We start from the raw sequence: 22,522 nt of genomic DNA on the forward strand, positions 1-22,522 counted from the left end.
GTCAGAGAAATTCTTTGTTAAGAATGGAGAAAAATTATTATTTTATTTGGGGATTTTCACAAACCGCTCAAAGGTACTTTTCTAATTTTAAATCAAGATAAAGAATCATTTTTTGGTTGGGATCTTTAAAATTAATATTGCCAATCTCTGTTATTCGCTTCAAACGATAATTTAATGTGTTTGCATGAACATTTAATTCTTTAGCAGCATCATTTATACTGTTATCTTTATTTAAAAAAACCTCTAAGGTTTCAACAAGATTAGTATTATGCTTCTTATCGTATGCATGAAGTCGTTTTAATGAGTAATTCTCGTATTCTTCCTTTTCTCTTTTGATTAAAATAAGTTCAAACAATTGATAGATTCCCAGCTTTTGATAATTAAAAATCTCATTTGTTTCGCTAGGGAATTTTTCCTTGATTGATAAAACAGACAAAGTTTCTTTATATGCCTTGCCAATTTTTTGATAGTTATCATATATACCGCTGTAGGCAGGGGTGAGGTCCGCGATACCGTAGCGTTCATTTAACTGCCTAACAAATGTCTTAATAAAATGATCAAATTCGGTAAAAGGTTCTTCAACTGTTACCGCTGAGACTAAGAGGATCAGTTGATTACAGTCAATCGTATAAAGCATAATTTTCAACAGCTGGCTTGTTTTTAATAAATAGGATATGTTTTTTTCCTCTTCGCTAGTAATATTTTGTTGGAATTGAAAAACTGCCACTGCAAAAGAGGATGATGGTGTAATTTGCAGTGCTCGGAAGTTTTCCATTATTTCTTTTTCCTCATTTAAATGGCCTGTTAAAAGTCTCCAGAAAAATTCTTGTGAATGCTCTTCTTTTTTATTCCTTCTTGTTTGAAGCTGCAGCAATTTATTTTTCGCTGCTTCTGCAGCTTTTTTTAATAGTTCAAAATCTGTTTTTGTTAACGATTTATCGATTTCAATTGCCCAAATAAACCCTATTACCTCATTATGTTTCCAAATTGATATAGCCACTCGGTGGTTAAGTCCAATATCATTCATATCCTTTACACGAATAGGTTCGCGAGTCTTTAAAAGTGTAGGTATTGTTCCTTCTTTCCATAATTGATTAATGACCTTTTCTGGCACTCGTCGGCCAATGATTGTTGAAACTCTGGCAGGATCAGTCCGTTCATCGTGGGTACTATAGGCAAGCAGACGATGGTTTACATCTTCAATTGTAATCGGGCAATTCAGTACATGGCTAACAAGATCAGCAAACTCATCTAAGCTATCAATAGTGGCAGTAAAAGGATCATGTTTTCTAATAGTCAAAAGGAAAACCCCCAAAAAAATAGGAATAGGATAGTTGTATACTGCAGAATTAAAAAAAATCATAAAAGTGGTCTTTGTTTAATTTTACAAAAGATTAGATCATATTTCTCGTTTTTCTACAAAAATTATTAATAGGTTTGATAAAACATTAGAAAGAAAAAAGTTGAACACAGACTTACAATGTTTTTTTATCACATACTAAAAGGAAAAAGTTAAGGAGGTTTCCTATGAAGCAAATAACCTGGTTACTGGTAGCTGTAATCGTCTCTTTTACTTTAAAAGGTGAAAGAGTTTATTCTCAACAAGTTAACCATTCATCGCTAAACTTGTATGAACAAAATACGATGTCTGTTCTTTGGTTTCAACAGTCCGCCGAAGCAAAAGCACTGTATTATCAAGGTTATAACCTAGGAAAATTAAGATTGAGTGAGATACTGAAAAAATATCCAAAGAATAAGGGGAAGAAGCCAGCCATTGTCCTTGATATTGATGAAACAATCCTGGATAACAGTTCTTATCTCGCATGGTATGTTCTTTATGGAAAAGGTAAACCATTTAATTGGACGGAATGGTTTAGCAGGTCTGATGCAGCGGCACTGCCTGGAGCTATCGAATTTTTAAACTATGCAAATTCTAAAGGGGTAGACATTTACTATATTTCCAATCGTAATGAAGCGCATAAAGAACCAACCATAATGAATTTAAAAAAAGTAGGCGCTCCTCAAGTTAATAAACGGCATGTATTATTACAGCAGAACGGTGAAAAAGGAAAAGAAAAACGTCGAAGGTATGTAGCCAAAACACATGAAATTGTCTTGTTATTTGGTGATAATTTAGGGGATTTTAGTGGGTTTGATGAATTAACAGTTAATGACAGAATGAAAAAAGTGGAGCAGCAAAAGGAGGATTTCGGTAGCAAGTTCATCCTGTTCCCAAATCCCATGTATGGTGATTGGGAAGGCGCTATCTATGATTATAATTATCGAAAACAAGATGATGAAAAAGTAAAGTTGAGAAGAAATCAGTTAAATACCGACAGTAATTAAACGAAGCACAAAAGGAAAAAGACACCGTGTGAGTGTCTTTTTCCTTAATAATATATAAGAATAAAGGCAGGCTAATTTTTTACATTTTTTAGAACATTGATTGCAAAGATTATAATGCCTAACACCATTAATGTACCTCCAACTGCAACTGCTGGGCCGGCTTGAGCAACACCAGAGACTAAAAAGGCAAGACCAATCATCATAATGGGTAACGAGATATTATGAAGCCAAAAGTGAACCTTTGCTAAAGTAGTTTGAGCTGCATTAGGGAAAGCTACATAAATAAGTCCTGCAAGCGCCATCGACATCCAGCCAAGCAAATTAATATGGACATGAACTGGTGTAAAGTCAAAAGTTTCTGTCATCGACATATACATTCCAATGCAGACTCCAATGACAAAATAAAGAACTGAAATTTTAATCAGCTTAACTGCCATATTTCTGCCCCCTTTTACCTAATAAAATAGTCCTGCATTACTAAATATGAAGATATAATGTGAAAAAGAACTGAGACATTGATGTGCAGTATAAATTAATTCTCATCTATTAAAAGAAAAAAGGCTGCCTTCAGCAGCCCAATCTAATCCTTTTAAAAAATGCCTCTGATTCCCACTAAAATCAAACCAATCAAGAATCCACAAACAGCCCCATTGACGCGGATCCATTGCAGGTCTTTGCCAACGTTGGTTTCTACCATGGTGATTAGTGTTTTATCATCTAGTCTATTTAAATTTTCTTCGACAAGTTTGCCAATCTTAGAATGGTGCTTATTAACAAAATCGTTAAGCTGTAATTTAATCCATGATTCTAAGGAATTCATTTTTTCAGGATTTCCTTGAATGTCGGCTAGTCCACTTACTATAAAAGGAAGAATATACACATCAAAGAAGGTGGGGCCTTCAACGAAATCTAATACCTTCTTCTGGATTTGTGTTAATACCTCTGTGATTTGTGCTTCTGGTTCCCACTCCCCAATTACATGGGTTTTTAGGTTGGTAAGTTCTTGATATAGTTTTTCATCACTTTTAAGTGTTTCTAACTTTTGATGAATATGTGTCAATAAGGTTTTCCTATTTGGATTAAAGGGATCTCGATAACTGTCGACTCCTTTTAAAATTAAATTCTGAATAATATTCCCTAACTTTTCCTCATTAACCAAGTTGCTAAATGATTTTAACGCAAATTGCATAAAACCATCCGCTTTAATATTTTCTACAGCATCAACTGCCATACTACCGAGTTTATATTTGGTACTCTCCTTCCGAGCCCATTCGTCCACTTCTTTGAGAACATAATCAAGTGTTTTTTCATCATATTTTCGATTGGCAACTTGGTCTATTAGTAAAGGAAGATAGTTTTTAATATCCCATTCATTTAATCGGGATTTAAGTTGCTCTTCGACAACTGGAGTGATTCTTTTAATTTCAACCTTATTGATGATATGTTTTACTAAAGTAATGAAATTCTTTTGAACCGTTTTTGAATGGATCTGAATGTTGATGATTTCAAATAATTTATCTGTAAATTGGATAGAATCAATTTTTTTTCGAATGCTCTCTTTTGTTAGCCAATCATTTTCTAACATAGAAATAATTCCTGCAATGATTCGTTTGCGATTTTTTGGCAGTAAGGCTGTATGTGGAATCGGTATCCCAAGCGGATGACGAAATAATGCAGTTACTGCAAACCAATCAGCTAGCCCGCCCACGAGACCCGCTTCAAACCCTCCCTGCAAAATATTTCCCCAGAATGAATCTTGTAATGGGATGGTGGCAATAAAGCCAATTCCCATCACGATTAGAGAAATAGTCGCTAAATGCTGCGATTTATTTTTCTGATTTACCATTTTTGTACCCCTCGTTTAACTAATATTGGTTATCCCTTGTATTATCTCAAGATAAATAGGAAAAAAGCAAAAAAAACTTCCTTTTAAAAACAATATTTGCTTTAAAAAGAAGGAAATATACCTTTGGTCAATAGAAAAATATTCGTTCAATTAACCAAAATGCTCTTAAAAGGGTAATGTTTTGCAGGGATTCAATAAGAACTCGAATAAAAACACTCCTCTCAACTTTGAGAGGAGTGTTTTTTCTTAGGTTTAATATGTGTTATAAGCCCATCCAAATCTGTAATATAAAATTGTGTTTCTGGAGCTTCTTTTAAGTAATGATCCTGTAAAAGTTGATAGTAATTCACCCTATGATGCGGGTCAAATTTTAACATTGGATATTCTTTATGTTCTTTTACATATTGGTCAACAGCTTTTTGTACTATGTCCATTTCTACTGAAATTTGCCCTTCACTTTCTTCGAATAAATCATATGTCTCCTTGGACATATAGAATTTTTTTGAAGGTATTCCGCCAAGAAGTGAGGCAAGCTGTTTAAAATCAATACTATTGTCTTCCTTAACAAGGATTGTTCGAAAAACCCCCTTAGGAAGATTATCTGAAAATGCTCTTACGGCCTTCCGTATTTGTTCAATGGTAACATCAATAACTGGATAGTCAGCATTTTCTTCTTTTACCTTACTTGCTTGTTTTTCTTTTATCTGGTCTTCTTGCGGAGTATTAAAGTATTTATGAACCATTGAATAGATCGTTAAACCGCCAATCCCAATCCCTATAAATGTGCCCAATAATGTAAAAGTTGGATAAATATCATAGCGGTCATCTAGGAAAGCCCCTATCTTATAACCCATATAAACCGAAATAGCGATGGCAATACCAAAAGCCATATTTAATGAAAGGGTTTTCATGAGGAAGGTTGTGAATTCATTCCAGTGGGTTTCGTCATGTACCTTTTCATTTTTTAGAAATTTTTTAACTTCTTTAACCATTTCCATAGACACCTTATTTTCTTCGAAGAAGGGCTCTAGATATTCTCCTTCATCTTTATTTTCATTTTTTAATAAACAGGCCGTTTTTTCAATGGAGCCTTTTGTATAGTGAACATAAATCCACTTTTCCTCAAAACCTAATTCCAGCGTTTCTGTCACTCTGCCAAGATACTTTGTGAATTTGTGCTTCATAGGATTTAAGCCCCCTTAATTTGATTGTTATGAGCATAGGAGCGAGACCGACAAAGGAATGCTTCTTCTTTTGCCTCTCTTAGTATTTGTTTTGCCTCTGCCTTAGCTGCTTGAATCATTAAGTTAGCCTCTGTTTCACTATGTTTCATATATTCTCTAGCATCGATTTTGGCCTGTTTTAAGACGTTTTCACTCGTTTCAAGATTTTTTTTGGCATCTAATTTATACTCTTCTGTTAATTTTAACTGATTTTCAATGTCATGTCTTCTTTTGTCAAGAATAGCAACAAGCTTTTTAAAGACTAGTTTCTTTAAAATAAACACTAGGATAGTAAAAATGGATGCTTGATAAAGCATCGTACCTAATGAAACTGGCAGCCCAAATAATGTAAAATCCCCCATAACCTATAACACCCCTTATCGTTTATGTTAATCTTTGACCAATATATACCATGGTAAGTGTCACAAAAATATATGCTTGAATGGCCCCAATAAAGATACAGAATGCTTGCCAGATTAACATTGGAACGGCAGCAAAAAGACTGATCACCCAACCTTGGCCTACTGCACTGGCTAATAAGGCTAACATTACTTCCCCCGCATAAATATTTCCAAACAAACGAAGACCCAACGTCAATGTTGTGGCCAGTTGTTCAATAGCATTAATTGGAAATAAGAGTTTAAATGGCTTGAAAAAGCTAACAACAAAATGTTTAAAGCCATGTAAGCGAATATCGATGAAGTGAGTATAAACAATGATCATGATGGCAAGTGTCATCGTAACATGTGCGTCTGCCGTGGGGGATTTCCACCATACAACAGAATGTTCCTCTGCAGTAATAATGGAGAAAGGGATCCCCATGAGATTTGCAATAAATAAATACATTAACAGAGAAATGCCTGTAGACAAGATAAATAAGTTGTTCGAGACAAGCATAGAAGAGCTCATGATATTCTTTACGAATTCTATAAGCCACTCCATAAAATTTTGTCCCTTATTTGGTGCCCGAGATGAAAGATGCTTAGTTAATATGGAAGCAATAAGAAATACAATAATTGCTGCAACTGTTGATGTTAAGATGATGGATAAGTCGAATGTTAAATTAAACCATTCAACTTGAGGCCTCGAGTGTTCCATGATGTCCAACCCCTTTCTGTGAAAGTATGGATTGCTTTGAAAACACTTTGAGTAAGAGGGATATTTTGTCATTTATATTATAACTAAAAAAGTTTATTATTGTAACATAGTTCACAATAATTTCCTAATTTTCTGAATAATATAGTTTTCAAGGTAATAATACTAAACATCGTTAAATTCTTTAAGCATATTGATATGAAATGTATAGTAATTTCCCTTAATGTTAATATATGGCAGTAAAAAATGTTATCTTTTAAAAAGTGAAAAAATTTTTATATTTGCAACCTTTTTCTACTTTTTTCGTCTTAATTTATGTTGTAAAATAAACAAGGCAACAAATAGAAATAGGGGGAAACAAAAATGAAGAAGTTTTTACTAGCAGTATCAGCTTTAACAATGGCGATTGGTCTTGCTGCATGTTCAAGCAATGATGAGGCAAAAACAGAAAAGAAAGAAGTTACAAAGGAAGCGGCAGCACCAAAGGTAGATGCAAAGAAAGAATTAGTTAAATTTTATATGGAGCTTGGTAACAAAATTAATGCAAAAGATGCTGATCTAAATGCATATATGGCAAAAGCAACTAAGGAAGGTGCAAAGCCTGAAGAATTACCAACACCAGAGGAAAAGACTAAAGCAAGTGAATCTGCTGCAGCCGTTGCTGCAGAGCTTAATAGTATTCAAGTACCCGCAGAACTTAAAGACCAAAAGGCAGACCTTGAGGCAGCAATTAAGGATTATGCAGCTTCATATCAGGCAAAGGCCGATGAATTGAAAAAAGAAACACCAGCACTTGATGCAGGGGACGATCTTTTCGCCCAAGGTGAAGAGAAACTTGGCAAAGTATATGAGAGTGTTAAATTACTTCCTCCAAGCTTAGGTAAACAAGTAAACTAATTACCACATAAAACAAGCCGGATAAAAATATATCTGGCTTGTTTTTTTGAGGATAAAATATTTATATTCCATTTACAACAGTAAATTGTCTTGATTGAATATATTGGTAGAGTGGTTTGTTAACTTGTTTTAACTGTCTCTTTATAAGTTATCTGAATTTCTTCGATACGTTCATCAACAGACAAGTATGTTTCAGTGTCTTCAAAAAACCACACATCATTTCCTTCAACATAGAAAGTAATTCCATTAATTTCTTTTGTAAATCCAACATTTGAAGGATGTTCAGCAGAAAATGCAAGGCTATATCCTTTATTTTGCTGTCCAAATCCTGCATATTGGGGAAAAAGGCGAATATTAATTGGCTGACTAATTTCAAATTCCTTTGTGAACCATGAGGTAGCTTTTTCGTCGATTGAAATGAACATATTTATACACCAACCCTTTTTCAATTTGAATATGCAACATAAGGAAAGATTTGTAGGGATTACAATCCTGCTTGCGGCAGCCTCATTCCTTATATTGCAAGAGTATAATGAAATTAAAATTTTTCATGTGATATTTTTCACATGATTGAGTTATTTTTCATAACTTTAAATAAATGTTCATATTTTTGATTTCAATCGTTCACATGTTAAAAAATAGCTAATGATATAATTAAGTGGAGGAAATATTAGGAATGATGTCTATATGTATTTTTTGTGACTATCTCGTTGAGTGTTACTGATTTTGTAACTTATTAATAGTGGAAATGATGATAAAATATAATAAACAAGGGAGGTTTTGTTTATGGAAAAACAATTCGAAAAACTAACAGATGACGTGATCGATATTAAAGGTTTAATTCAAACGTTTAATAATACATTAGATAATATTGAAAAAAGACTTTCGAGACTAGAGAAGATGGACAGCATTGAACATAGAGTTGAAGTAAATCAAATTGATTTAACAGATATTAAAGAATCACTTGAGCGTATTGAGGAGACAAAGAGCAGTGAAATTCAGCATATCCATCGCCGCCTGGATTCACATTTAGTGAAGATAGCAAAAGCTGAAGAAGACCTTATTATCTTAAAAACAAAATAACTTTTGAAAGACTGTTAAAAACATGCAGTCTTTTTCTTTTGAGAAAAAGAGGAAGGGCTAAGCGTAAATAAATTTGAAAGAAAAAAATAGACCGTTTGCAACGGTCTATTTTAATACATTATGAAAGTACTTCTTCTGATTTTGTTACTGCCATTGGCGACAAATTTGGTTCTTCATTGTTGGCATTTTTCGTCACTTCAATATATTTAATATGATGTTCTTCCATATCGAGAATTTTAAAGGCATAGGAATCATGAAATATGATATCGCCTTCTTTAACTTCATAATTCTCAGTTAGAATCCATCCGCCAATCGTATCAACGTCTTCATCGTTAATATCTACTCCCAATAAATCATTAATTTCTGTCACTAACACTTTTGAATCAATAATATAATGGTTTTCTTTAATCTTTCGGATTTCTGGAATTTCATCCATATCAAATTCATCACGAATTTCGCCAACAATTTCTTCTAATATATCTTCAACTGTAACAAGTCCTGATGTCCCGCCATATTCGTCCATTAATATTGCCATATGGACACGGTCTTTTTGCATTTTTACTAATAGGTCATGGATGGGAATCGTTTCTATTACTCTAATAATTGGCCGTGTATAGCTTTCCAAAGTTTGTGATGATAATTGTTCATTTCCAATTAAATCGGTCATGAGTTCTTTGATATTAACAAGTCCAATAATATGATCTTTATCACCATCGATGACGGGATACCTTGTGAACTTTTCTTCACGTAATACATTGAGAAAGGTCTCTAAGGAATCATCTTTTGATAATGAAACCATTTCGGTCCTTGGAACCATGATCTCTTTTGCAATACGATTATCAAATTCAAAAATTTTATTTACATACTTAAACTCTGATTGGTTAATTTCACCACTTTTATAGCTTTCAGACAGGATAATTCGCAGCTCTTCTTCTGTATGGGCAATTTCATTTTCAGATACAGGCTTAAGTCCAAATAGACTTGAAACAATCCGTGCTGATCCATTCAGCACCCAAATAAACGGATACATAATCTTATAAAATAAGATGAGTGGTCGAGACACAACCAATGTTATCAGTTCGGCCTTTTGGATGGCCAATGTTTTAGGTGCAAGCTCTCCAACCACAACATGCAGGAAGGTAATCGTCGCAAATGCAATACCTACTGATAATATTTGCGTTGCACTTTCAGGAATGTTGAACTTTTGGAATAATGGGCTTAGCATGTGTTCAATTGTAGATTCCCCAATCCAACCTAAACCAAGGGCGGTTATGGTAATACCTAATTGACAGGCAGATAGATATTCATCTAAGTTTGAAATCACTTTTTTCGCTGAAATAGCTTTCGAATTTCCTTCTTCAATTAACTGATCAATTCTTGAACTTCTTATTTTAACAATAGCAAATTCTGAAGTTACAAAAAAAGCAGTTAAGGCAATTAAAATGGCTATAATAACCAAGTTAAATATGTCCAAATAAGTTCCCTTAGCCCGTTATCACACGGGTAAGGAGTCACCTCCCAGTAATATAAAAAAATTAGCTCGTTACATTCAGAAGGGATTTCATGAGTGCCGTTCGCAGCAGGCTCAAATTTCTAGTAAACACTTCTTTTTGTTGATCATCCAATCTTTCTAGGATGGGAATAAGATCAAACAAATCACTATGAAGCTGCTTCATTTGTTGTGTGACAGCACTTACGTGTTTTTCCACTTCTGATTCACGGATGTTCTTTGCTTTTCGCATTTCTAGTTTTCTTCTAATCTCGTCTAATGGAAAGTGCAGACTCTTGCATTCTTCTATAAATTGTAAATCATTTAATGATTCATCCGAATAAATGCGGTAATTGGACTTAGAGCGTTCTGCCGAGAGTAACCCAATAGACGTATAATAGTCAATGGTCCGTTTTGACACATTAGCTATTTCTGCTATTTCCCCAATACGATAGACAGCCCCATCTTACCACCTCAATAAATGTAAATTAACAATAATTATAAAGAATTTAAACCGTACAGTCAAACGTTCTGGTTAGAATATTGCTGATACAAATAATTTATGACACTTTTATGTAAATATGATTATAGATAAGGAAATAGGCGGAGAAGAAAATAATATCTGCTAATTTAAATTAGCAAGTCCGCTTCTGCCACGCTACGCCCCTTTTTCACAAAAAAAGTCTCCTACTCAGGAGACGGTTTTACTTCCTTTTTTACATCAATATATAAGATATGATGGCCTTCAAGTTCTAGAATTTGAAAAGTATATCCATCATTCTGAATAGAATCGCCAATATGTAAATCAAATTTCTGAGTCAAAAACCAGCCGCCAATTGTATCCACATCATCCTCCTCCAGACTTGTGCCTAGGAGGTCATTTACCTCGCTGATTAAGACTTTACCATCCAAAATAAAGTGTCCTTCTCCTTTTTTCTGAATAAGCGGGAGCTCGTCTAAATCAAATTCATCACGTATTTCTCCAACAATTTCCTCAAGAATATCTTCAACGGTAACGATGCCAGCTGTCCCGCCATATTCATCTGACAGGATTGCCATATGGGAACGATTCTTTTGCAGCTTAACCAATAATTCCTGAATTGGAATCGTTTCAATCACATGTATAGCTGGTTTTAAGTAAGGTAATAGCGGCTCTTCACCATTACACTTTTGTTGGATACAATCGGTTAATACTTCTTTAATATTGACAATGCCTAAAATATTATCTTTGTCTCCATCAATAAGAGGATACCTTGTGTATTTTTCTTCTCTTACAGTATCGACAATGTCATCCATTGTTGCCTCTTTCGAAAGGGTAATAACCTCTGTCCTTGGCACCATAATTTCCTTTGCAATCCGATCATCAAACTCAAAAATTTTATTCATATATTTGTACTCAGATTGATTAATTTCACCACTTTCATAACTTTGAGAAAGAAGCATACGCAGTTCTTCCTCAGAAAGAGAAAGCTCTTGGTCGGAAGCCGATTTAATACCGAACAGCCCTGTAACAAAACGAGCGGAGTGATTTAGGACCCATATAAACGGATACAATAGTCTATAAAATAAAATTAATGGCTTTGCAAAGGCTAAAATAATTTCTTCGGCCTTTTGGATAGCAAATGTTTTGGGAGCCAGCTCACCAATTACTACATTGAAAAAAGTAATAATAATAAAAGCAAAAATGGTCGAAATTATTGGTTCTAAGGATAATGGTAAATGAATCCATCTAAAAATAGGTTCCAATAATTGGCGGACAGTTGACTCGCCCCGCCATCCTAAAATCAATGAAATGATTGTAATGCCAACTTGTGTGGCGGAAAGATAACCATCCAAGTTGGAGATGACCCTCTTGGCAGCCTCAGCCTTTTTATTTCCCTCAGATACTAATTGGTCTATTCGTGTTGTCCGGACCCTTACAATCGCAAATTCTGATGCGACAAAGAAAGCTGTAAGGGCAATAAGGACTGCTATTATAATGACATTTATTCCAACCATCATGCACCCTACAAATAGTAAGGTTTTCCACCTCACTTACTTTTTACTCTATGTACTCATTATTTCCTGTTAAAGCATTTTCTACTTTCTAATTTATTATTTCAAAAACAAAGTCAATAAGCAAATAATGACAATTTACAACAAGATCAGCAGACCTCATGGGCAGTTTAACGTCGGAAGTATGTATTTTCTTATCTAAAAAAAACCGCCAAGCCTGGCGGTTTTAGTGGAATTTATATGGGTAATAATTTCCACTCTCGTGCTAGCATACTATATACGAACAAATCATGGAAATGACCGTTTAATTGTTCACCATCGCGTTGCAGGCCTTCCTTGATAAAACCAAGTCTTTCAGGGATAGCGCGGCTTTTTTTGTTCATCACACCACAACGAATTTCGATACGGTTAATCCCTAACTGGAAAAAAGCATAATTTAACAGGGCTTTAACAGAACGAGTAATAATGCCGCGGCCTTCAGCCTTTTTTGCCAGGTAATAACCGATGCTCGCCATACTGTTATACCAATCGATTTGATGTAAGCCAAGTGAGCCAACAAGTTCCCCTTTATAAACAATACCAACGTTCATCCCGCTATTCTCTGCAAATTGTGTAAGCCACACAGGAATAATGGATTCAATTTGGTATGGCGAGTTCATGCTGTCTACCCATGGCATCCATTCACGCAAATGTTCTCTATTTTCCTCAATAAGCTGGTAAAGCTTTAAGGCGTGGTGACGTTGAAATAATTGCAATTCAATTTCATGATCAACCTTTAATGTAAACATAGCAAATCTCCCACTAAAATTTTTAATTCATCATATGCAGGAGATGCGCCTGGGGTAGATAAAACAAAAATAAAAATCCCTGCTTATCAAAAAGTGGGATTTGTTTTAAGCGCTAAATTTTTTTTTGTCGCCCCTATACAATGGGCAGGAAAATAGTAAAAGTAGTTTTATCAAGGGATGAATCACAGGTTAATGTTCCTTTATGTTTTTCAATAATTTCTTTACAGACAAACAGTCCTAAACCTGTTCCAAGTTTTTTAGTAGTAAAAAAGGGTTCGAATATGGTTTCACGTAATTCTGTAGGAATAACTGGGCCATTATTGGAAATGGTTATTTTAAGATAGTTGTTCTTTTCAAGGCTGCTGCTAATTTCAATAGTGGGAGTTTCCACCTCGTGATGGTTTAGAACATCAATTGCATTAAAGATTATATTGATTAATACCTGCCTAATTTCATCTGCATACCCATTCAAAGTAAAATCTTCCATTAATTTTCGTATTATTTTTACTTTACCGTCAAGAATACTTGGATATAGGAAGTTTAATACTTCATCAATCAACTGATTGACTTGGAAGTGAATCTTTTCTTTACCAATTAGTTCTTTTTTTGATAATAATAAAAACTGTGAAATTCTAAAATTAAGCTGGTCTAATTCACTTGAAATAATATCTAAATATCTCATATTGGGATAATCAGCTTTAAGTAATTGAATAAATCCTTGAACAGATGTCAGTGGATTTCTGAATTCATGAATAAAACTGGATGTCATCTGGCCAAGTAGTGTTAACCGATCTTGATGTGTAGAGTCTATGACCATCGTCTTTTCTTCAATAATTTTATTTTTCGCTTCTGAATAATGGGACACAGCAAAATAGAGAAATTTATCAAAACAAAAGTTAATCAAATTGATTGAATCCTGCATTTCTGTCCAAGAAATTCCTGTTTTACTCAAATAGCTGTATAAAATTGTTCTGCCAAGGTTGACATTATAGACGAAATCACCAAGGTTAATTTCAGCCATAACCCTTTCTTCAGAAACACTTATGGCAATCCTTTCAAGAATCGTTAACAGATCTTGTCTAGATAGTTTATGCGTGGCAAGAATTACATCCAAAAGAGCTTGCCCATTTTCACGTATGTTCATTTTGAAGGGATCTCCACAATTAATCATGATGGCATCTTCCCATTCTTTTAACAAATTCTCTTTATTATGTTCAAAAAAAGCAATTAGTTCCGTTTGTTCCCCCGTAAACATGACGGTCCCCCCTCCACTGCTATTCACAAAACTGACTACATTGTAAATTCGCTTAGGAAAGTAAAAATCCTTTATAAAATAAAATAAAATAATTTTCCCAACATTTCATGATTAAATTTTATGTTTTTTAAAGGTAGAAATGAAGATATAAATATGAAAGGGAGAGGTAATTTTCTTGTAAAATAGTAAAAACAATAGTATATTTTTTATGGAACAATTGAATACTTCCACAGGGGGAGCTGCTTTTAAAGCGGCTGAGAGTGAACGTTGGAGTTCTGACCCTATGAACCTGTTAGTTAACGCTAGCGTAGGGATGTGGTTTGCCGATATTAAGCAATGCAGACAATCCTCATCGTCGTGCATTGCTTTTTTGTTTTTCTCTTTAATGGATGGCACCATATGGTTAATAGGAAGATATCAAACGGGTCCAATATACAATAGGGGGAGACGTTGATGAATCAAAAAAGGAGTAACACATTATTTATTGCGGAGGTTGCCGTATTTACTGCACTTGCTTATTTATTGGATTTTGTTGGCGGATTATTATCTTTAAAAATTTGGCCGCAGGGCGGTTCTATTTCAATTGCCATGGTACCTATTTTCTTGATGGCTTTTCGCTGGGGGATAAAGGGCGGACTTTTAACTGGTTTTTTACTAGGATTACTCCAGTTTATTCTTGGCTTTTCACAGATTTATACAATTATACAAGGAATCATTGATTATTTTATTGCCTTTACGGTTGTTGGGTTAGCTGGCGTTTTTACCGCACAGGTAAAAAAGGCGATTATCGATCACAAAAAAAGCAAATGGATGGCCTATGTCTTGGCGGGCGCCTTTTTAGGAAGTGCGCTTAGATATCTCTGCCATGTCTATTCCGGAATAGTTTTCTTTGGAGAGTATGCACCAAAAGGCCAGCCAGTAGCTATTTATTCGATTCTATATAATGGTACCTATATGCTTCCAAGTTTTATCATTAGTGCCATCATTATTATTCTTGTTATTAGCGCATTACCAAAAAAAATGATGGTACAACAAAATAGTTAATGTGTGGGGAAGGGAAGGTTTTTAATCCTTTCCTTTTTTTGTGGACAGGAGCTGCAAGTAAATTTTTCGAACAATTGTCAAATTTATTATGTGTATTCACTCAAAAAAATGTTAAAATACAAATTAGAAAGATAATCATTCTCAATTAACATAGATAGGGTGATATACATGTTTGGTTCTTTAAAAGCAGGAGATAAAGGGAAAATCATAGATATTTCTCATGTTGGTCACCTCGTACAAAGACGATTGCTTGACTTAGGGATTACAGAAGGCTCTGAAGTTTGCGTGAAATGTGTTATGCCCTTTGGCGGTCCTATTATGATTGAGTCATGTGGCCAATGTGTGGGAATTCGCCGCAAAGAAGCCGTACAAATTGAAGTGGTGAGATTATAATGGAGATCGCTCTAATTGGAAACCCGAATACTGGGAAAACTTCATTGTTTAATAACTTAACAGGTTCCTACGAGTATGTTGGTAACTGGAGCGGTGTAACAGTTGAAAAGAAGGTTGGTATATTTAAGAACAATATCGGCCAATTAATAGATTTGCCTGGCGTATATACATTAAATCCATTATCAAAAGATGAAGGTGTTGTTACTTCTTTCTTTTTGAATGAATCTGTTGATCGCTTGTTAAATATATTAGATGCATCGCAATTAGAACGGAATTTACACCTGACACTGCAACTACTTGAGTTTGAGAAACCGGCACTTATTGGCCTTAATATGATTGATGTGGCTAATAAACGCGGGATTCAAATAGATGCTCCAAAGCTTGCAAAAATACTTGGCGTTCCTGTTGTACCTGTCGTAGCAAGAAGTGGAAAAGGCTGTGACAAGCTTGTTGATGTTATTTCTACAAAATCTATTCAACCTTTGAAAAAGAACCTTGTATACTACGGTAAGGAGGTAGAAGAGGCAATTACAGCATTAATGGGAGAAATGGTTGGTAAAACCAGTCATTCACTTCGCTTTCTTGCCATTCAATATCTTGAAGGAAATGAATATGTTCGAAACTATGTAAACGGTATTGCAAGTATTCAAGAAATAACGAAAATAGTTGAAAAAGTAGAAACTAGATTACAAGTACAATTTGAAAATAAATCACTAGCCAATTATATCTACTTAAAAAGAAAAGAAGTTATCGAAAAAATTGTAGCGGAAGTGGCACGGAAAAGTGATTCGGTTATACCACTCACTGAAAAAATTGACAGTATTGTCACTAATCGATTTCTTGGGATGCCGATTTTTTTGTTACTTATGTATATGATGTTCATGTTAACTTTTGATTGGCTGGGTACGCCCTTATCAGATGCTTTAAATGCTTTGTTAACAGGTCCCGTCACTCTTGGATTTGAAAAGATATTAGCTGCCATCCATGCATCTGAATTTATTCATGCCCTCATAATTGAAGGGCTAGTAGCAGGGGTTGGCGGTGTCCTTGTTTTCGTTCCGCAAATCTTTATTCTTTTCTTCTTTATCTCATTGTTGGAAGATTCCGGTTATATGGCTAGAGTTGCTCTTGTAATGGACCGAATTATGGAGTCAGTTGGATTAAATGGTAAGGCTTTTATTCCCATGATGATTGGCTTTGGCTGTAATGTCCCTGGCATCATGGCCGCTAGAACGATTGAAACTCCAAGGGAGAGACTTTTAACCATTCTTCTCACACCATTGATGTCTTGTTCAGCTCGCTTGCCTGTTTATGCTTTATTTGTTGGAGCATTTTTTGTTGGGCAAAAAGCGTTTGTCGTTCTGAGTCTGTACGTTCTTGGGATTGTTGTTGCATTGACTTTAGCAAAAATCTTTTCTAAGACAATTCTTAAATCGGAAACCTCATTATTTGTTATTGAACTTCCACCTTACCGGCTTCCCCAATTCCAATCCTTATGGAGAAGCACTTGGGATAAAGGGAAAGGTTTTGTAAGAAAGGCAGGAACATTTATTTTTGCTGGTTCCGTTTTTATCTGGCTGTTATCTTATGCAGGCCCTGGTGGATTAAAAGTCGACATGGATCATAGCTATTTAGCAGCGATTGGGAATGTGATCGCTCCAATATTTGAGCCAATCGGTTTTGGTACGTGGCAGGCATCTGCCTCATTAATTACCGGCTTCCTTGCGAAAGAAGCTATTATCTCAACGATGAACATTATTTATTTTGTACCTAATGATGCAAGCTTGCAGGGATTATTGGCAAATTATTATACACCGCTTGCGGCCTATAGTTTTATGGTATTTATCCTTTTATATATTCCGTGTCTAGCAACAACAGCAACCATTTACAAGGAAACGGGCTCAAGAAAATGGACGGCATTTTCGATGATATACGCATTTGTCATTGCCTATGTATTATCCTTGATTATCTATCAAGGCGGTAAGCTGTTTGGATTGGTCTAATTAAACGAAGAGGTGAAGTACATGATTGCCAGTGTGGTTATTGGTATTGCTATTTTTGGATACGCGACTTGGGCATTAGTAAAGTTTATAAATAAATCCAAAAAAGGAAAATGTGCTGCGTGTGATTTGAAAAATTCATGCTCCAGCCAGTGCGGCATCCCCCCAGAACTGAAATAATGACTTAGAAAACTGTTAAGGAGGACTTAACAGTTTTTTTATATAATTTGAATGATAAGATATGTTAGTGTAAAATTACACTAGATATCATTGAAGGAAGGGCTTAACGTGACCAGGGATGAAATAATCATGCAGGTTTCTGAGAAGCTTCGTCTAATACGAGCCGAAGCAGGGTATACACAGGATAAAATGGCCGATATTATCGGTGTATCAAAAAAGACATTGGTACAAATAGAAAAAGGCAGAGTATTAGCAAACTGGTCGACGGTTGTTTCGATTTGTGCTCTTTTTCGAGAGACGGAAACAGTCCAATTTTTATTTGGAAACGAGCCGCTTGAGGTCCTCGAGACAGTCGCCCTAGACGGGATTGATCTCCGAAAATCAAAAACGCTCGGCGGGAAAATTTGGTGGAGAGTCGTATCAAAAAAAGGTGGATTCATTCTCCAACAGAATATTCTTAGTAAACATTTTCGGATATTAGATGAAAGACATTACAGGATTTTTAGCAGTTTTGATGAAAAGCATTCAAAACAACGCTTTAAAGAATTAACTACAATAGAATGAAAATAACAAACTAAAAGATGGAGGTAACACCCCATCTTTTTCTTTTGTATTTCGAAACCGTCATAAAAACGCCAATTTTATCGAAAAGTATACCTGTTAAAGAGATTACAGATAAAGGATGTCATCGAAGTGAAAGTAAGAGAAAAAATTAGTGACATTTTTAAGAAATTAAAAAAATGGCACTTGCTTCAAGCAATCGTATTATTTGGGTTAATTATAATTCTAACCTTTTTCGGACTTATTTCTTATTTTTCTAAGGATGCCGACATATCAGAGTTGAAGAATGAACTTCCACAACCTACCGTTTTTTATGATGTAAATGGGAAAGTGGCTAGTAAGGTCTCTGCTAATAAAAATGAAGGTGTTCCAATCAAGGAAGTTCCAGATTCAATGAAAAATGCAGTCATAGCCATTGAGGATCACCGGTTTTACCGACATAATGGAGTTGATTTGATCGGAACGTCAAGAGCATTGTTTCGTGATTTAAAGGCAGGCGGGATGGTCGAGGGTGGCAGCACGATTACACAGCAATTAACGAAAAATACAATTCTGACCTCAGAAAAAACCTTTAAAAGAAAATTACAGGAAGTATTTCTGGCAATTGCGGTTGAAAGGGAATATTCAAAACAAGAGATTCTACAAATGTATTTGAACCAAATATATTTCGGTAATGGTGCTTATGGTATTAAGCAGGCCGCAAGCAAATATTTTGCAAAGGAGGTTCAAGACTTATCGATAAGTGAATCGGCATTACTAGCAGGGCTAATCAAGGCGCCATCTGCTCTTAATCCCTATAACCATATGGAAAAGGCAACTGAAAGGCGTGATGTTGTTCTCGTACAAATGAAGAATCAAGGGTATATTTCAAGTCAGGAGTATGAAAAGGCAGTCAACGAAAAGGTCGTCTTGGATGATAAAGGCGGGGATCCTTTTCGTGGGAAATTTCCTTATTATGTTGACCAAGTTTTAGATGAGGCTATCCATCAATACGGTCTTTCACAGGATGAATTATTAACAGGCGGCTACCAAATTTATACCGAACTTGATCCGGCTATGCAAACAGCAATGGAGAACACTTATCAAAAGACTGCCTTATTTCCTAATGGAAGTGACCCTCTTGTTCAAAGTGGCGGGGTCTTAGTTGATCCCAAAACTGGCGGGGTTAGGGCCATTGTAGGCGGCAGGGGAGAGCATACCTTTAGAGGGTATAATCGCGCTTCACAATTAACAGCTCAGCCAGGTTCATCCTTTAAACCACTTGCCGTTTATACTCCAGCGCTTGAAGAAGGCTGGAAAATTACTGATATGTTAAAAGATGAACCTTTGAATTTTGGAACGTATCAACCAAGTAATTATGACCATCAATATGCCGGCGAAGTACCAATGTATGAGGCAGTCAAGGAATCCAAAAATGTCTCTGCTGTTTGGCTTTTAAATCAGTTAGGGATTGAAAAAGGGATCGACTCGGTTAAGCGCTTTGGAATTTCATTAGATAAAGAGGATCGCAATTTACCAATGGCACTGGGGGGATTGCATAAAGGCGTCTCACCATTAGAGATGGCTGAAGCCTTTTCCGTGTTTCCTAATCACGGTGTTAGAATGCAAGCCCATGTCATCAAAAAAATTGTGGATGCAAGTGGATTGGTAGTGGCAGAGGGAAAAGTCCAAAAAGAACGGGTCACTACAAAAGCGGTAACTGATAATATGACAACCATGTTACTCGGTGTTGTGGAGCATGGGACAGGTACTGCGGCGCAAATACCGGGCAGGGAAACTGCAGGAAAGACCGGTTCTACACAGGTTCCAATCAAGGGAATCAATGGATTAAAGGATCAATGGTTTGTCGGTTATACACCACAATTAGTGGGGGCGATCTGGGTAGGATACGACAAAACGGATGCAGACCATTATATTACCCCTTTGAATGGGACTGGTTCTGCTGTAATATTTCGTGAGGTAATGAAGGAAGCATTACAAAACGCTCCAACACAGGAATTTGGTGTGCCTCATATTGCAGCGTTGATTGAACAAAGGAAAAAAGAAGAGGAAGAAAAGAATCGAAATAGTGTACAAGACAAATTTAACAATGAGCTTCAAAAGTGGGAAGATAAATGGAACAAGCAAAAAGAGAAATGGAATAAAAAGGGGAAGGATAAAGGAAAAGGGAAAGGGAAAGAGAAAGACCATTGATTAAAGAAGGCACTGTGGACCAGTGTCTTCTTTTCATTCTCATTTTGAGAGGAAGGTACTAGTGGAATAGAGGGATACTAATCTTTATTCGACCGATTGGAGAAAAGAAGAAGTATTTTGGTAGGATAGAGTACCTCTAATCGACCGGACGGAGAAAAGAAGAGCCGTTTCGGTAGGATAGGGTGCTTCTAATCGACCGGACGGAGAAAAGAAGAGTCGTTTCGGTAGGATAGAGTACTTCTAAGCGCCCGAACGGAGAAAAGAAGAGCCGTTTCGGTTGATAGAGTACTTCTAAGCGCCCGGACGGAGAAAAGAAGATGCACCACGGTAGGATAGAGTACCTCTAATCGACCGGACGGAGAAAAGAAGATGCGCCGCGGTAGGATAGAGTGCTTCTAATCGACCGGACGGAGAAAAGAAAATGCACCACGGTAGGATAGAGTACTTCTAAGCGTCCGGACGGAGAAAAGAAGATGCACCACGGTAGGATAGAGTACCTCTAATCGCCCGGACGGAGAAAAGAAGATGCACCACGGTAGGATAGAGTACCTCTAATCGACCGGACGGAGAATAGAAGATGCGCCGCGGTAGGATAGAGTGCTTCTAATCGACCGGACGGAGAAAAGAAAATGCACCACGGTAGGATAGAGTACTTCTAAGCGCCCGGACGGAGAAAAGAAGATGCACCACGGTAGGATAGAGTACCTCTAAGCGACCGGACGGAGAAAAGAAGATGCACCACGGTAGGATAGAGTACTTCTAATCGACCGAGCAAACAAAAGAAGATCAGCAACGGTAGGATAGAGTACCTATAATCGCCCAAGCAGAGAAAAAAAGAGACCGCTCGGTACATAGAAATTTCCTAAGCGTCCGGGCCGTCTAAAAATATCCAAAAGACATATATTTATTATTCGTAATATGACCATCTAACTGAACTAACTTTTTTGTATTCTTTCCTAAGAATTCTACCCATCATTTTTTGTGATCCAATTCCTCCGCACCATTCCTCAACCAGCGCAGTCGTTAATTTCAAATCTGGAAAAAGTAGTGTCAGTTCCCTAACACTTCGCAGTAAGGCAGTATCAAGATTCTCTACACAGTCACAATTGGTACATATCAATTTTCTACCTTTCACCGTAACCGAAAACGATTGGCACGAAGAACAAATCAATCCCTTTTTCAACTTTTCATAATGATATGGGGGTACCCGTGAGTATGGAGATTCCTTTTTGTGTAACGAGACTAATAACTCAGCCAGATTTTTGTGCCTTTCATTTAGCTTTCCAGTTAACAGATCTAACTTTGAAATGAATCTGTTTAATTGTGTGGGATAAATAATAGGCTCATTTTGGGGTGCCTGATAAAGGGTGAATGTAGGGTTGATAAATACCAAAGACGCTTCAACCTGTAATTTGAGGCCATATTTTTGGAGCAATTGGCGGAATAAGGAATCACATCGTTTTAATTGAACAAGGGGATTATTAAGTAACTTTTCATTTTTTAATTGAAAATCCCCATTTTCATAAACATAATCGCCTTCATGATTTTTAACATCAATAAGGTATAGGGTGTTTTGAATAATTAATGTGTCAATTTGAAATTTTGCTCCATTCAATTCAAGCAGCAAGTCATTTATGATGTAGCAATCACAGGAGAGTTTCTCGGTTAAAGAGTCAAATATCACTTCTCCTTCATAGCCTTTTTTTAATCTCAAATAATTCATTTTGTCTTCTTTGGTTAATTTCATCCGTGCATTTAAGCTTCTTAAAATGGTTAATTCTTCCCGTTCTGTTCGAGACTTATATGCCATAAAGCACCTCCTTTTTATTAGATGAACCTAAAGCCACATCTAATTTTATTGTAAATAAAGAGGTCGATAAGATGAAAAGAGTTTATGTCCAATTATTGACATTTAACTTCTAAACAATTCTGAAAAATGGGAATTGACTTTTAAAATATCTAGTGATAATCTAACAAAGTAAGAAAAATAAGGAAAGGGAGGGTTACGAGATGATTGTTTTGAATAGAAATTTTTTATTAACTGAAAATCTGAGAGTAGCCTGTCCTCGAGTTGTTTTTTTCTAAATTTTTATTCTGAATGAACGATGCGAAAACACTGGTTACGGCTTCTAAG

Annotated in this window: 22 protein-coding genes and 1 riboswitch; of the genes, 9 read left to right on the top strand and 13 right to left on the bottom strand. The window is 35.8% G+C overall.

Annotation, left to right across the window (positions count from 1 at the left end; all coding sequences use genetic code 11):
• Window positions 1-67: 67 nt before the first annotated feature.
• Window positions 68-1,300, bottom strand: a complete 1,233-nt coding sequence (locus AC4E8C_RS06050; protein WP_490211054.1) for a PucR family transcriptional regulator — start codon at window positions 1,298-1,300, stop codon at window positions 68-70.
• A 227-nt stretch (window positions 1,301-1,527) separates the two neighbouring features.
• On the opposite strand from AC4E8C_RS06050, the gene AC4E8C_RS06055 reads away from it, so the two are divergent.
• Entirely contained in the window at window positions 1,528-2,346 is an 819-nt protein-coding gene (locus AC4E8C_RS06055; protein ID WP_490211056.1) for a 5'-nucleotidase, lipoprotein e(P4) family, read from the top strand.
• Window positions 2,347-2,417: 71 nt separating this feature from the next.
• On the opposite strand, the gene AC4E8C_RS06060 is transcribed toward AC4E8C_RS06055, so the two are convergent.
• From AC4E8C_RS06060 to atpB, 5 genes are all read right to left on the bottom strand, one after another.
• Window positions 2,418-2,783, bottom strand: a complete 366-nt coding sequence (locus AC4E8C_RS06060; protein WP_490211058.1) for a cytochrome-c oxidase — start codon at window positions 2,781-2,783, stop codon at window positions 2,418-2,420.
• A 152-nt stretch (window positions 2,784-2,935) separates the two neighbouring features.
• Window positions 2,936-4,192, bottom strand: coding sequence for a DUF445 domain-containing protein (locus AC4E8C_RS06065; protein ID WP_490211059.1), 1,257 nt, complete (start codon window positions 4,190-4,192; stop codon window positions 2,936-2,938).
• Window positions 4,193-4,413: 221 nt separating this feature from the next.
• Complete coding sequence (locus tag AC4E8C_RS06070) at window positions 4,414-5,376, bottom strand: DUF3939 domain-containing protein (protein ID WP_490211060.1); 963 nt, start codon at window positions 5,374-5,376, stop codon at window positions 4,414-4,416.
• A 5-nt stretch (window positions 5,377-5,381) separates the two neighbouring features.
• Window positions 5,382-5,777 (bottom strand): F0F1 ATP synthase subunit B, encoded by a 396-nt coding sequence (locus AC4E8C_RS06075; RefSeq protein WP_490211062.1) that lies wholly within the window; start codon window positions 5,775-5,777, stop codon window positions 5,382-5,384.
• Window positions 5,778-5,799: 22 nt separating this feature from the next.
• The gene (atpB, locus tag AC4E8C_RS06080; protein WP_490211064.1) at window positions 5,800-6,513 is read right to left on the bottom strand and encodes a F0F1 ATP synthase subunit A; all 714 of its coding nucleotides are present in this window, start codon (window positions 6,511-6,513) and stop codon (window positions 5,800-5,802) included.
• A gap of 360 nt (window positions 6,514-6,873) precedes the next feature.
• Here atpB and AC4E8C_RS06085 point away from each other — a divergent pair, with 360 nt between their 5' ends.
• Window positions 6,874-7,407, top strand: coding sequence for a YgdI/YgdR family lipoprotein (locus tag AC4E8C_RS06085; RefSeq protein WP_490211066.1), 534 nt, complete (start codon window positions 6,874-6,876; stop codon window positions 7,405-7,407).
• A 119-nt stretch (window positions 7,408-7,526) separates the two neighbouring features.
• Here AC4E8C_RS06085 and AC4E8C_RS06090 read toward each other — a convergent pair whose 3' ends face one another.
• Window positions 7,527-7,832, bottom strand: coding sequence for a HesB/YadR/YfhF family protein (locus AC4E8C_RS06090; protein ID WP_490211068.1), 306 nt, complete (start codon window positions 7,830-7,832; stop codon window positions 7,527-7,529).
• Window positions 7,833-8,193: 361 nt separating this feature from the next.
• Between AC4E8C_RS06090 and AC4E8C_RS06095 the strand changes: the two genes are divergently transcribed.
• Entirely contained in the window at window positions 8,194-8,490 is a 297-nt protein-coding gene (locus tag AC4E8C_RS06095) for a hypothetical protein (protein WP_490211070.1), read from the top strand.
• Between the two features lie 118 nt (window positions 8,491-8,608).
• On the opposite strand, the gene AC4E8C_RS06100 is transcribed toward AC4E8C_RS06095, so the two are convergent.
• The 5 genes from AC4E8C_RS06100 to AC4E8C_RS06120 form a co-directional block, all read right to left on the bottom strand.
• Window positions 8,609-9,964: a hemolysin family protein gene (locus AC4E8C_RS06100; protein ID WP_490211072.1), complete on the bottom strand. Its 1,356-nt coding sequence runs from the start codon at window positions 9,962-9,964 to the stop codon at window positions 8,609-8,611.
• 61 nt (window positions 9,965-10,025) lie between these two features.
• Window positions 10,026-10,427 (bottom strand): MerR family transcriptional regulator, encoded by a 402-nt coding sequence (locus tag AC4E8C_RS06105; RefSeq protein WP_490212486.1) that lies wholly within the window; start codon window positions 10,425-10,427, stop codon window positions 10,026-10,028.
• A gap of 239 nt (window positions 10,428-10,666) precedes the next feature.
• Complete coding sequence (locus AC4E8C_RS06110; RefSeq protein WP_490212487.1) at window positions 10,667-11,977, bottom strand: hemolysin family protein; 1,311 nt, start codon at window positions 11,975-11,977, stop codon at window positions 10,667-10,669.
• A 233-nt stretch (window positions 11,978-12,210) separates the two neighbouring features.
• Entirely contained in the window at window positions 12,211-12,762 is a 552-nt protein-coding gene (locus AC4E8C_RS06115) for a GNAT family N-acetyltransferase (RefSeq protein ID WP_490211074.1), read from the bottom strand.
• Window positions 12,763-12,895: 133 nt separating this feature from the next.
• Complete coding sequence (locus AC4E8C_RS06120; RefSeq protein ID WP_490211076.1) at window positions 12,896-14,017, bottom strand: histidine kinase N-terminal domain-containing protein; 1,122 nt, start codon at window positions 14,015-14,017, stop codon at window positions 12,896-12,898.
• Window positions 14,018-14,239: 222 nt separating this feature from the next.
• Window positions 14,240-14,348: riboswitch (TPP riboswitch) on the top strand.
• Window positions 14,349-14,470: 122 nt separating this feature from the next.
• On the opposite strand from AC4E8C_RS06120, the gene thiT reads away from it, so the two are divergent.
• From thiT to AC4E8C_RS06150, 6 genes are all read left to right on the top strand, one after another.
• Window positions 14,471-15,061 (top strand): energy-coupled thiamine transporter ThiT, encoded by a 591-nt coding sequence (thiT, locus tag AC4E8C_RS06125; RefSeq protein ID WP_490211078.1) that lies wholly within the window; start codon window positions 14,471-14,473, stop codon window positions 15,059-15,061.
• A 168-nt stretch (window positions 15,062-15,229) separates the two neighbouring features.
• Entirely contained in the window at window positions 15,230-15,454 is a 225-nt protein-coding gene (locus AC4E8C_RS06130; RefSeq protein ID WP_490211080.1) for a FeoA family protein, read from the top strand.
• The gene (feoB, locus tag AC4E8C_RS06135) at window positions 15,454-17,457 is read left to right on the top strand and encodes a ferrous iron transport protein B (protein WP_490211082.1); all 2,004 of its coding nucleotides are present in this window, start codon (window positions 15,454-15,456) and stop codon (window positions 17,455-17,457) included. The genes AC4E8C_RS06130 and feoB overlap by 1 nt, the downstream gene beginning before the upstream one ends.
• Window positions 17,458-17,478: 21 nt before the next feature.
• Complete coding sequence (locus AC4E8C_RS06140; protein WP_490211084.1) at window positions 17,479-17,634, top strand: FeoB-associated Cys-rich membrane protein; 156 nt, start codon at window positions 17,479-17,481, stop codon at window positions 17,632-17,634.
• A gap of 108 nt (window positions 17,635-17,742) precedes the next feature.
• Window positions 17,743-18,198: a helix-turn-helix transcriptional regulator gene (locus AC4E8C_RS06145; protein WP_490211086.1), complete on the top strand. Its 456-nt coding sequence runs from the start codon at window positions 17,743-17,745 to the stop codon at window positions 18,196-18,198.
• A gap of 129 nt (window positions 18,199-18,327) precedes the next feature.
• Window positions 18,328-20,388: a transglycosylase domain-containing protein gene (locus AC4E8C_RS06150; RefSeq protein ID WP_490211088.1), complete on the top strand. Its 2,061-nt coding sequence runs from the start codon at window positions 18,328-18,330 to the stop codon at window positions 20,386-20,388.
• Window positions 20,389-21,295: 907 nt separating this feature from the next.
• On the opposite strand, the gene AC4E8C_RS06155 is transcribed toward AC4E8C_RS06150, so the two are convergent.
• Window positions 21,296-22,198: a nuclease-related domain-containing protein gene (locus AC4E8C_RS06155; protein WP_490211090.1), complete on the bottom strand. Its 903-nt coding sequence runs from the start codon at window positions 22,196-22,198 to the stop codon at window positions 21,296-21,298.
• Window positions 22,199-22,522 lie beyond the last annotated feature (324 nt).

This window comes from Neobacillus sp. SRL179, assembly GCF_984799095.1.

Excerpts from the sequence above, each read along its gene's own strand:
- AC4E8C_RS06090 (WP_490211068.1), bottom strand. The coding sequence starts at position 7,832 with ATGTTCATTTCAATCGACGAAAAAGCTACCTCATGGTTCACAAAGGAA.
- AC4E8C_RS06085 (WP_490211066.1), top strand. The coding sequence starts at position 6,874 with ATGAAGAAGTTTTTACTAGCAGTATCAGCTTTAACAATGGCGATTGGT.
- AC4E8C_RS06120 (WP_490211076.1), bottom strand. The coding sequence starts at position 14,017 with ATGTTTACGGGGGAACAAACGGAACTAATTGCTTTTTTTGAACATAAT.
- AC4E8C_RS06110 (WP_490212487.1), bottom strand. The coding sequence starts at position 11,977 with ATGGTTGGAATAAATGTCATTATAATAGCAGTCCTTATTGCCCTTACA.
- AC4E8C_RS06140 (WP_490211084.1), top strand. The coding sequence starts at position 17,479 with ATGATTGCCAGTGTGGTTATTGGTATTGCTATTTTTGGATACGCGACT.
- AC4E8C_RS06155 (WP_490211090.1), bottom strand. The coding sequence starts at position 22,198 with ATGGCATATAAGTCTCGAACAGAACGGGAAGAATTAACCATTTTAAGA.
- AC4E8C_RS06065 (WP_490211059.1), bottom strand. The coding sequence starts at position 4,192 with ATGGTAAATCAGAAAAATAAATCGCAGCATTTAGCGACTATTTCTCTA.
- atpB (WP_490211064.1), bottom strand. The coding sequence starts at position 6,513 with ATGGAACACTCGAGGCCTCAAGTTGAATGGTTTAATTTAACATTCGAC.
- AC4E8C_RS06070 (WP_490211060.1), bottom strand. The coding sequence starts at position 5,376 with ATGAAGCACAAATTCACAAAGTATCTTGGCAGAGTGACAGAAACGCTG.
- AC4E8C_RS06095 (WP_490211070.1), top strand. The coding sequence starts at position 8,194 with ATGGAAAAACAATTCGAAAAACTAACAGATGACGTGATCGATATTAAA.
- AC4E8C_RS06060 (WP_490211058.1), bottom strand. The coding sequence starts at position 2,783 with ATGGCAGTTAAGCTGATTAAAATTTCAGTTCTTTATTTTGTCATTGGA.
- AC4E8C_RS06075 (WP_490211062.1), bottom strand. The coding sequence starts at position 5,777 with ATGGGGGATTTTACATTATTTGGGCTGCCAGTTTCATTAGGTACGATG.
- AC4E8C_RS06115 (WP_490211074.1), bottom strand. The coding sequence starts at position 12,762 with ATGTTTACATTAAAGGTTGATCATGAAATTGAATTGCAATTATTTCAA.
- AC4E8C_RS06130 (WP_490211080.1), top strand. The coding sequence starts at position 15,230 with ATGTTTGGTTCTTTAAAAGCAGGAGATAAAGGGAAAATCATAGATATT.
- thiT (WP_490211078.1), top strand. The coding sequence starts at position 14,471 with ATGAATCAAAAAAGGAGTAACACATTATTTATTGCGGAGGTTGCCGTA.
- feoB (WP_490211082.1), top strand. The coding sequence starts at position 15,454 with ATGGAGATCGCTCTAATTGGAAACCCGAATACTGGGAAAACTTCATTG.
- AC4E8C_RS06055 (WP_490211056.1), top strand. The coding sequence starts at position 1,528 with ATGAAGCAAATAACCTGGTTACTGGTAGCTGTAATCGTCTCTTTTACT.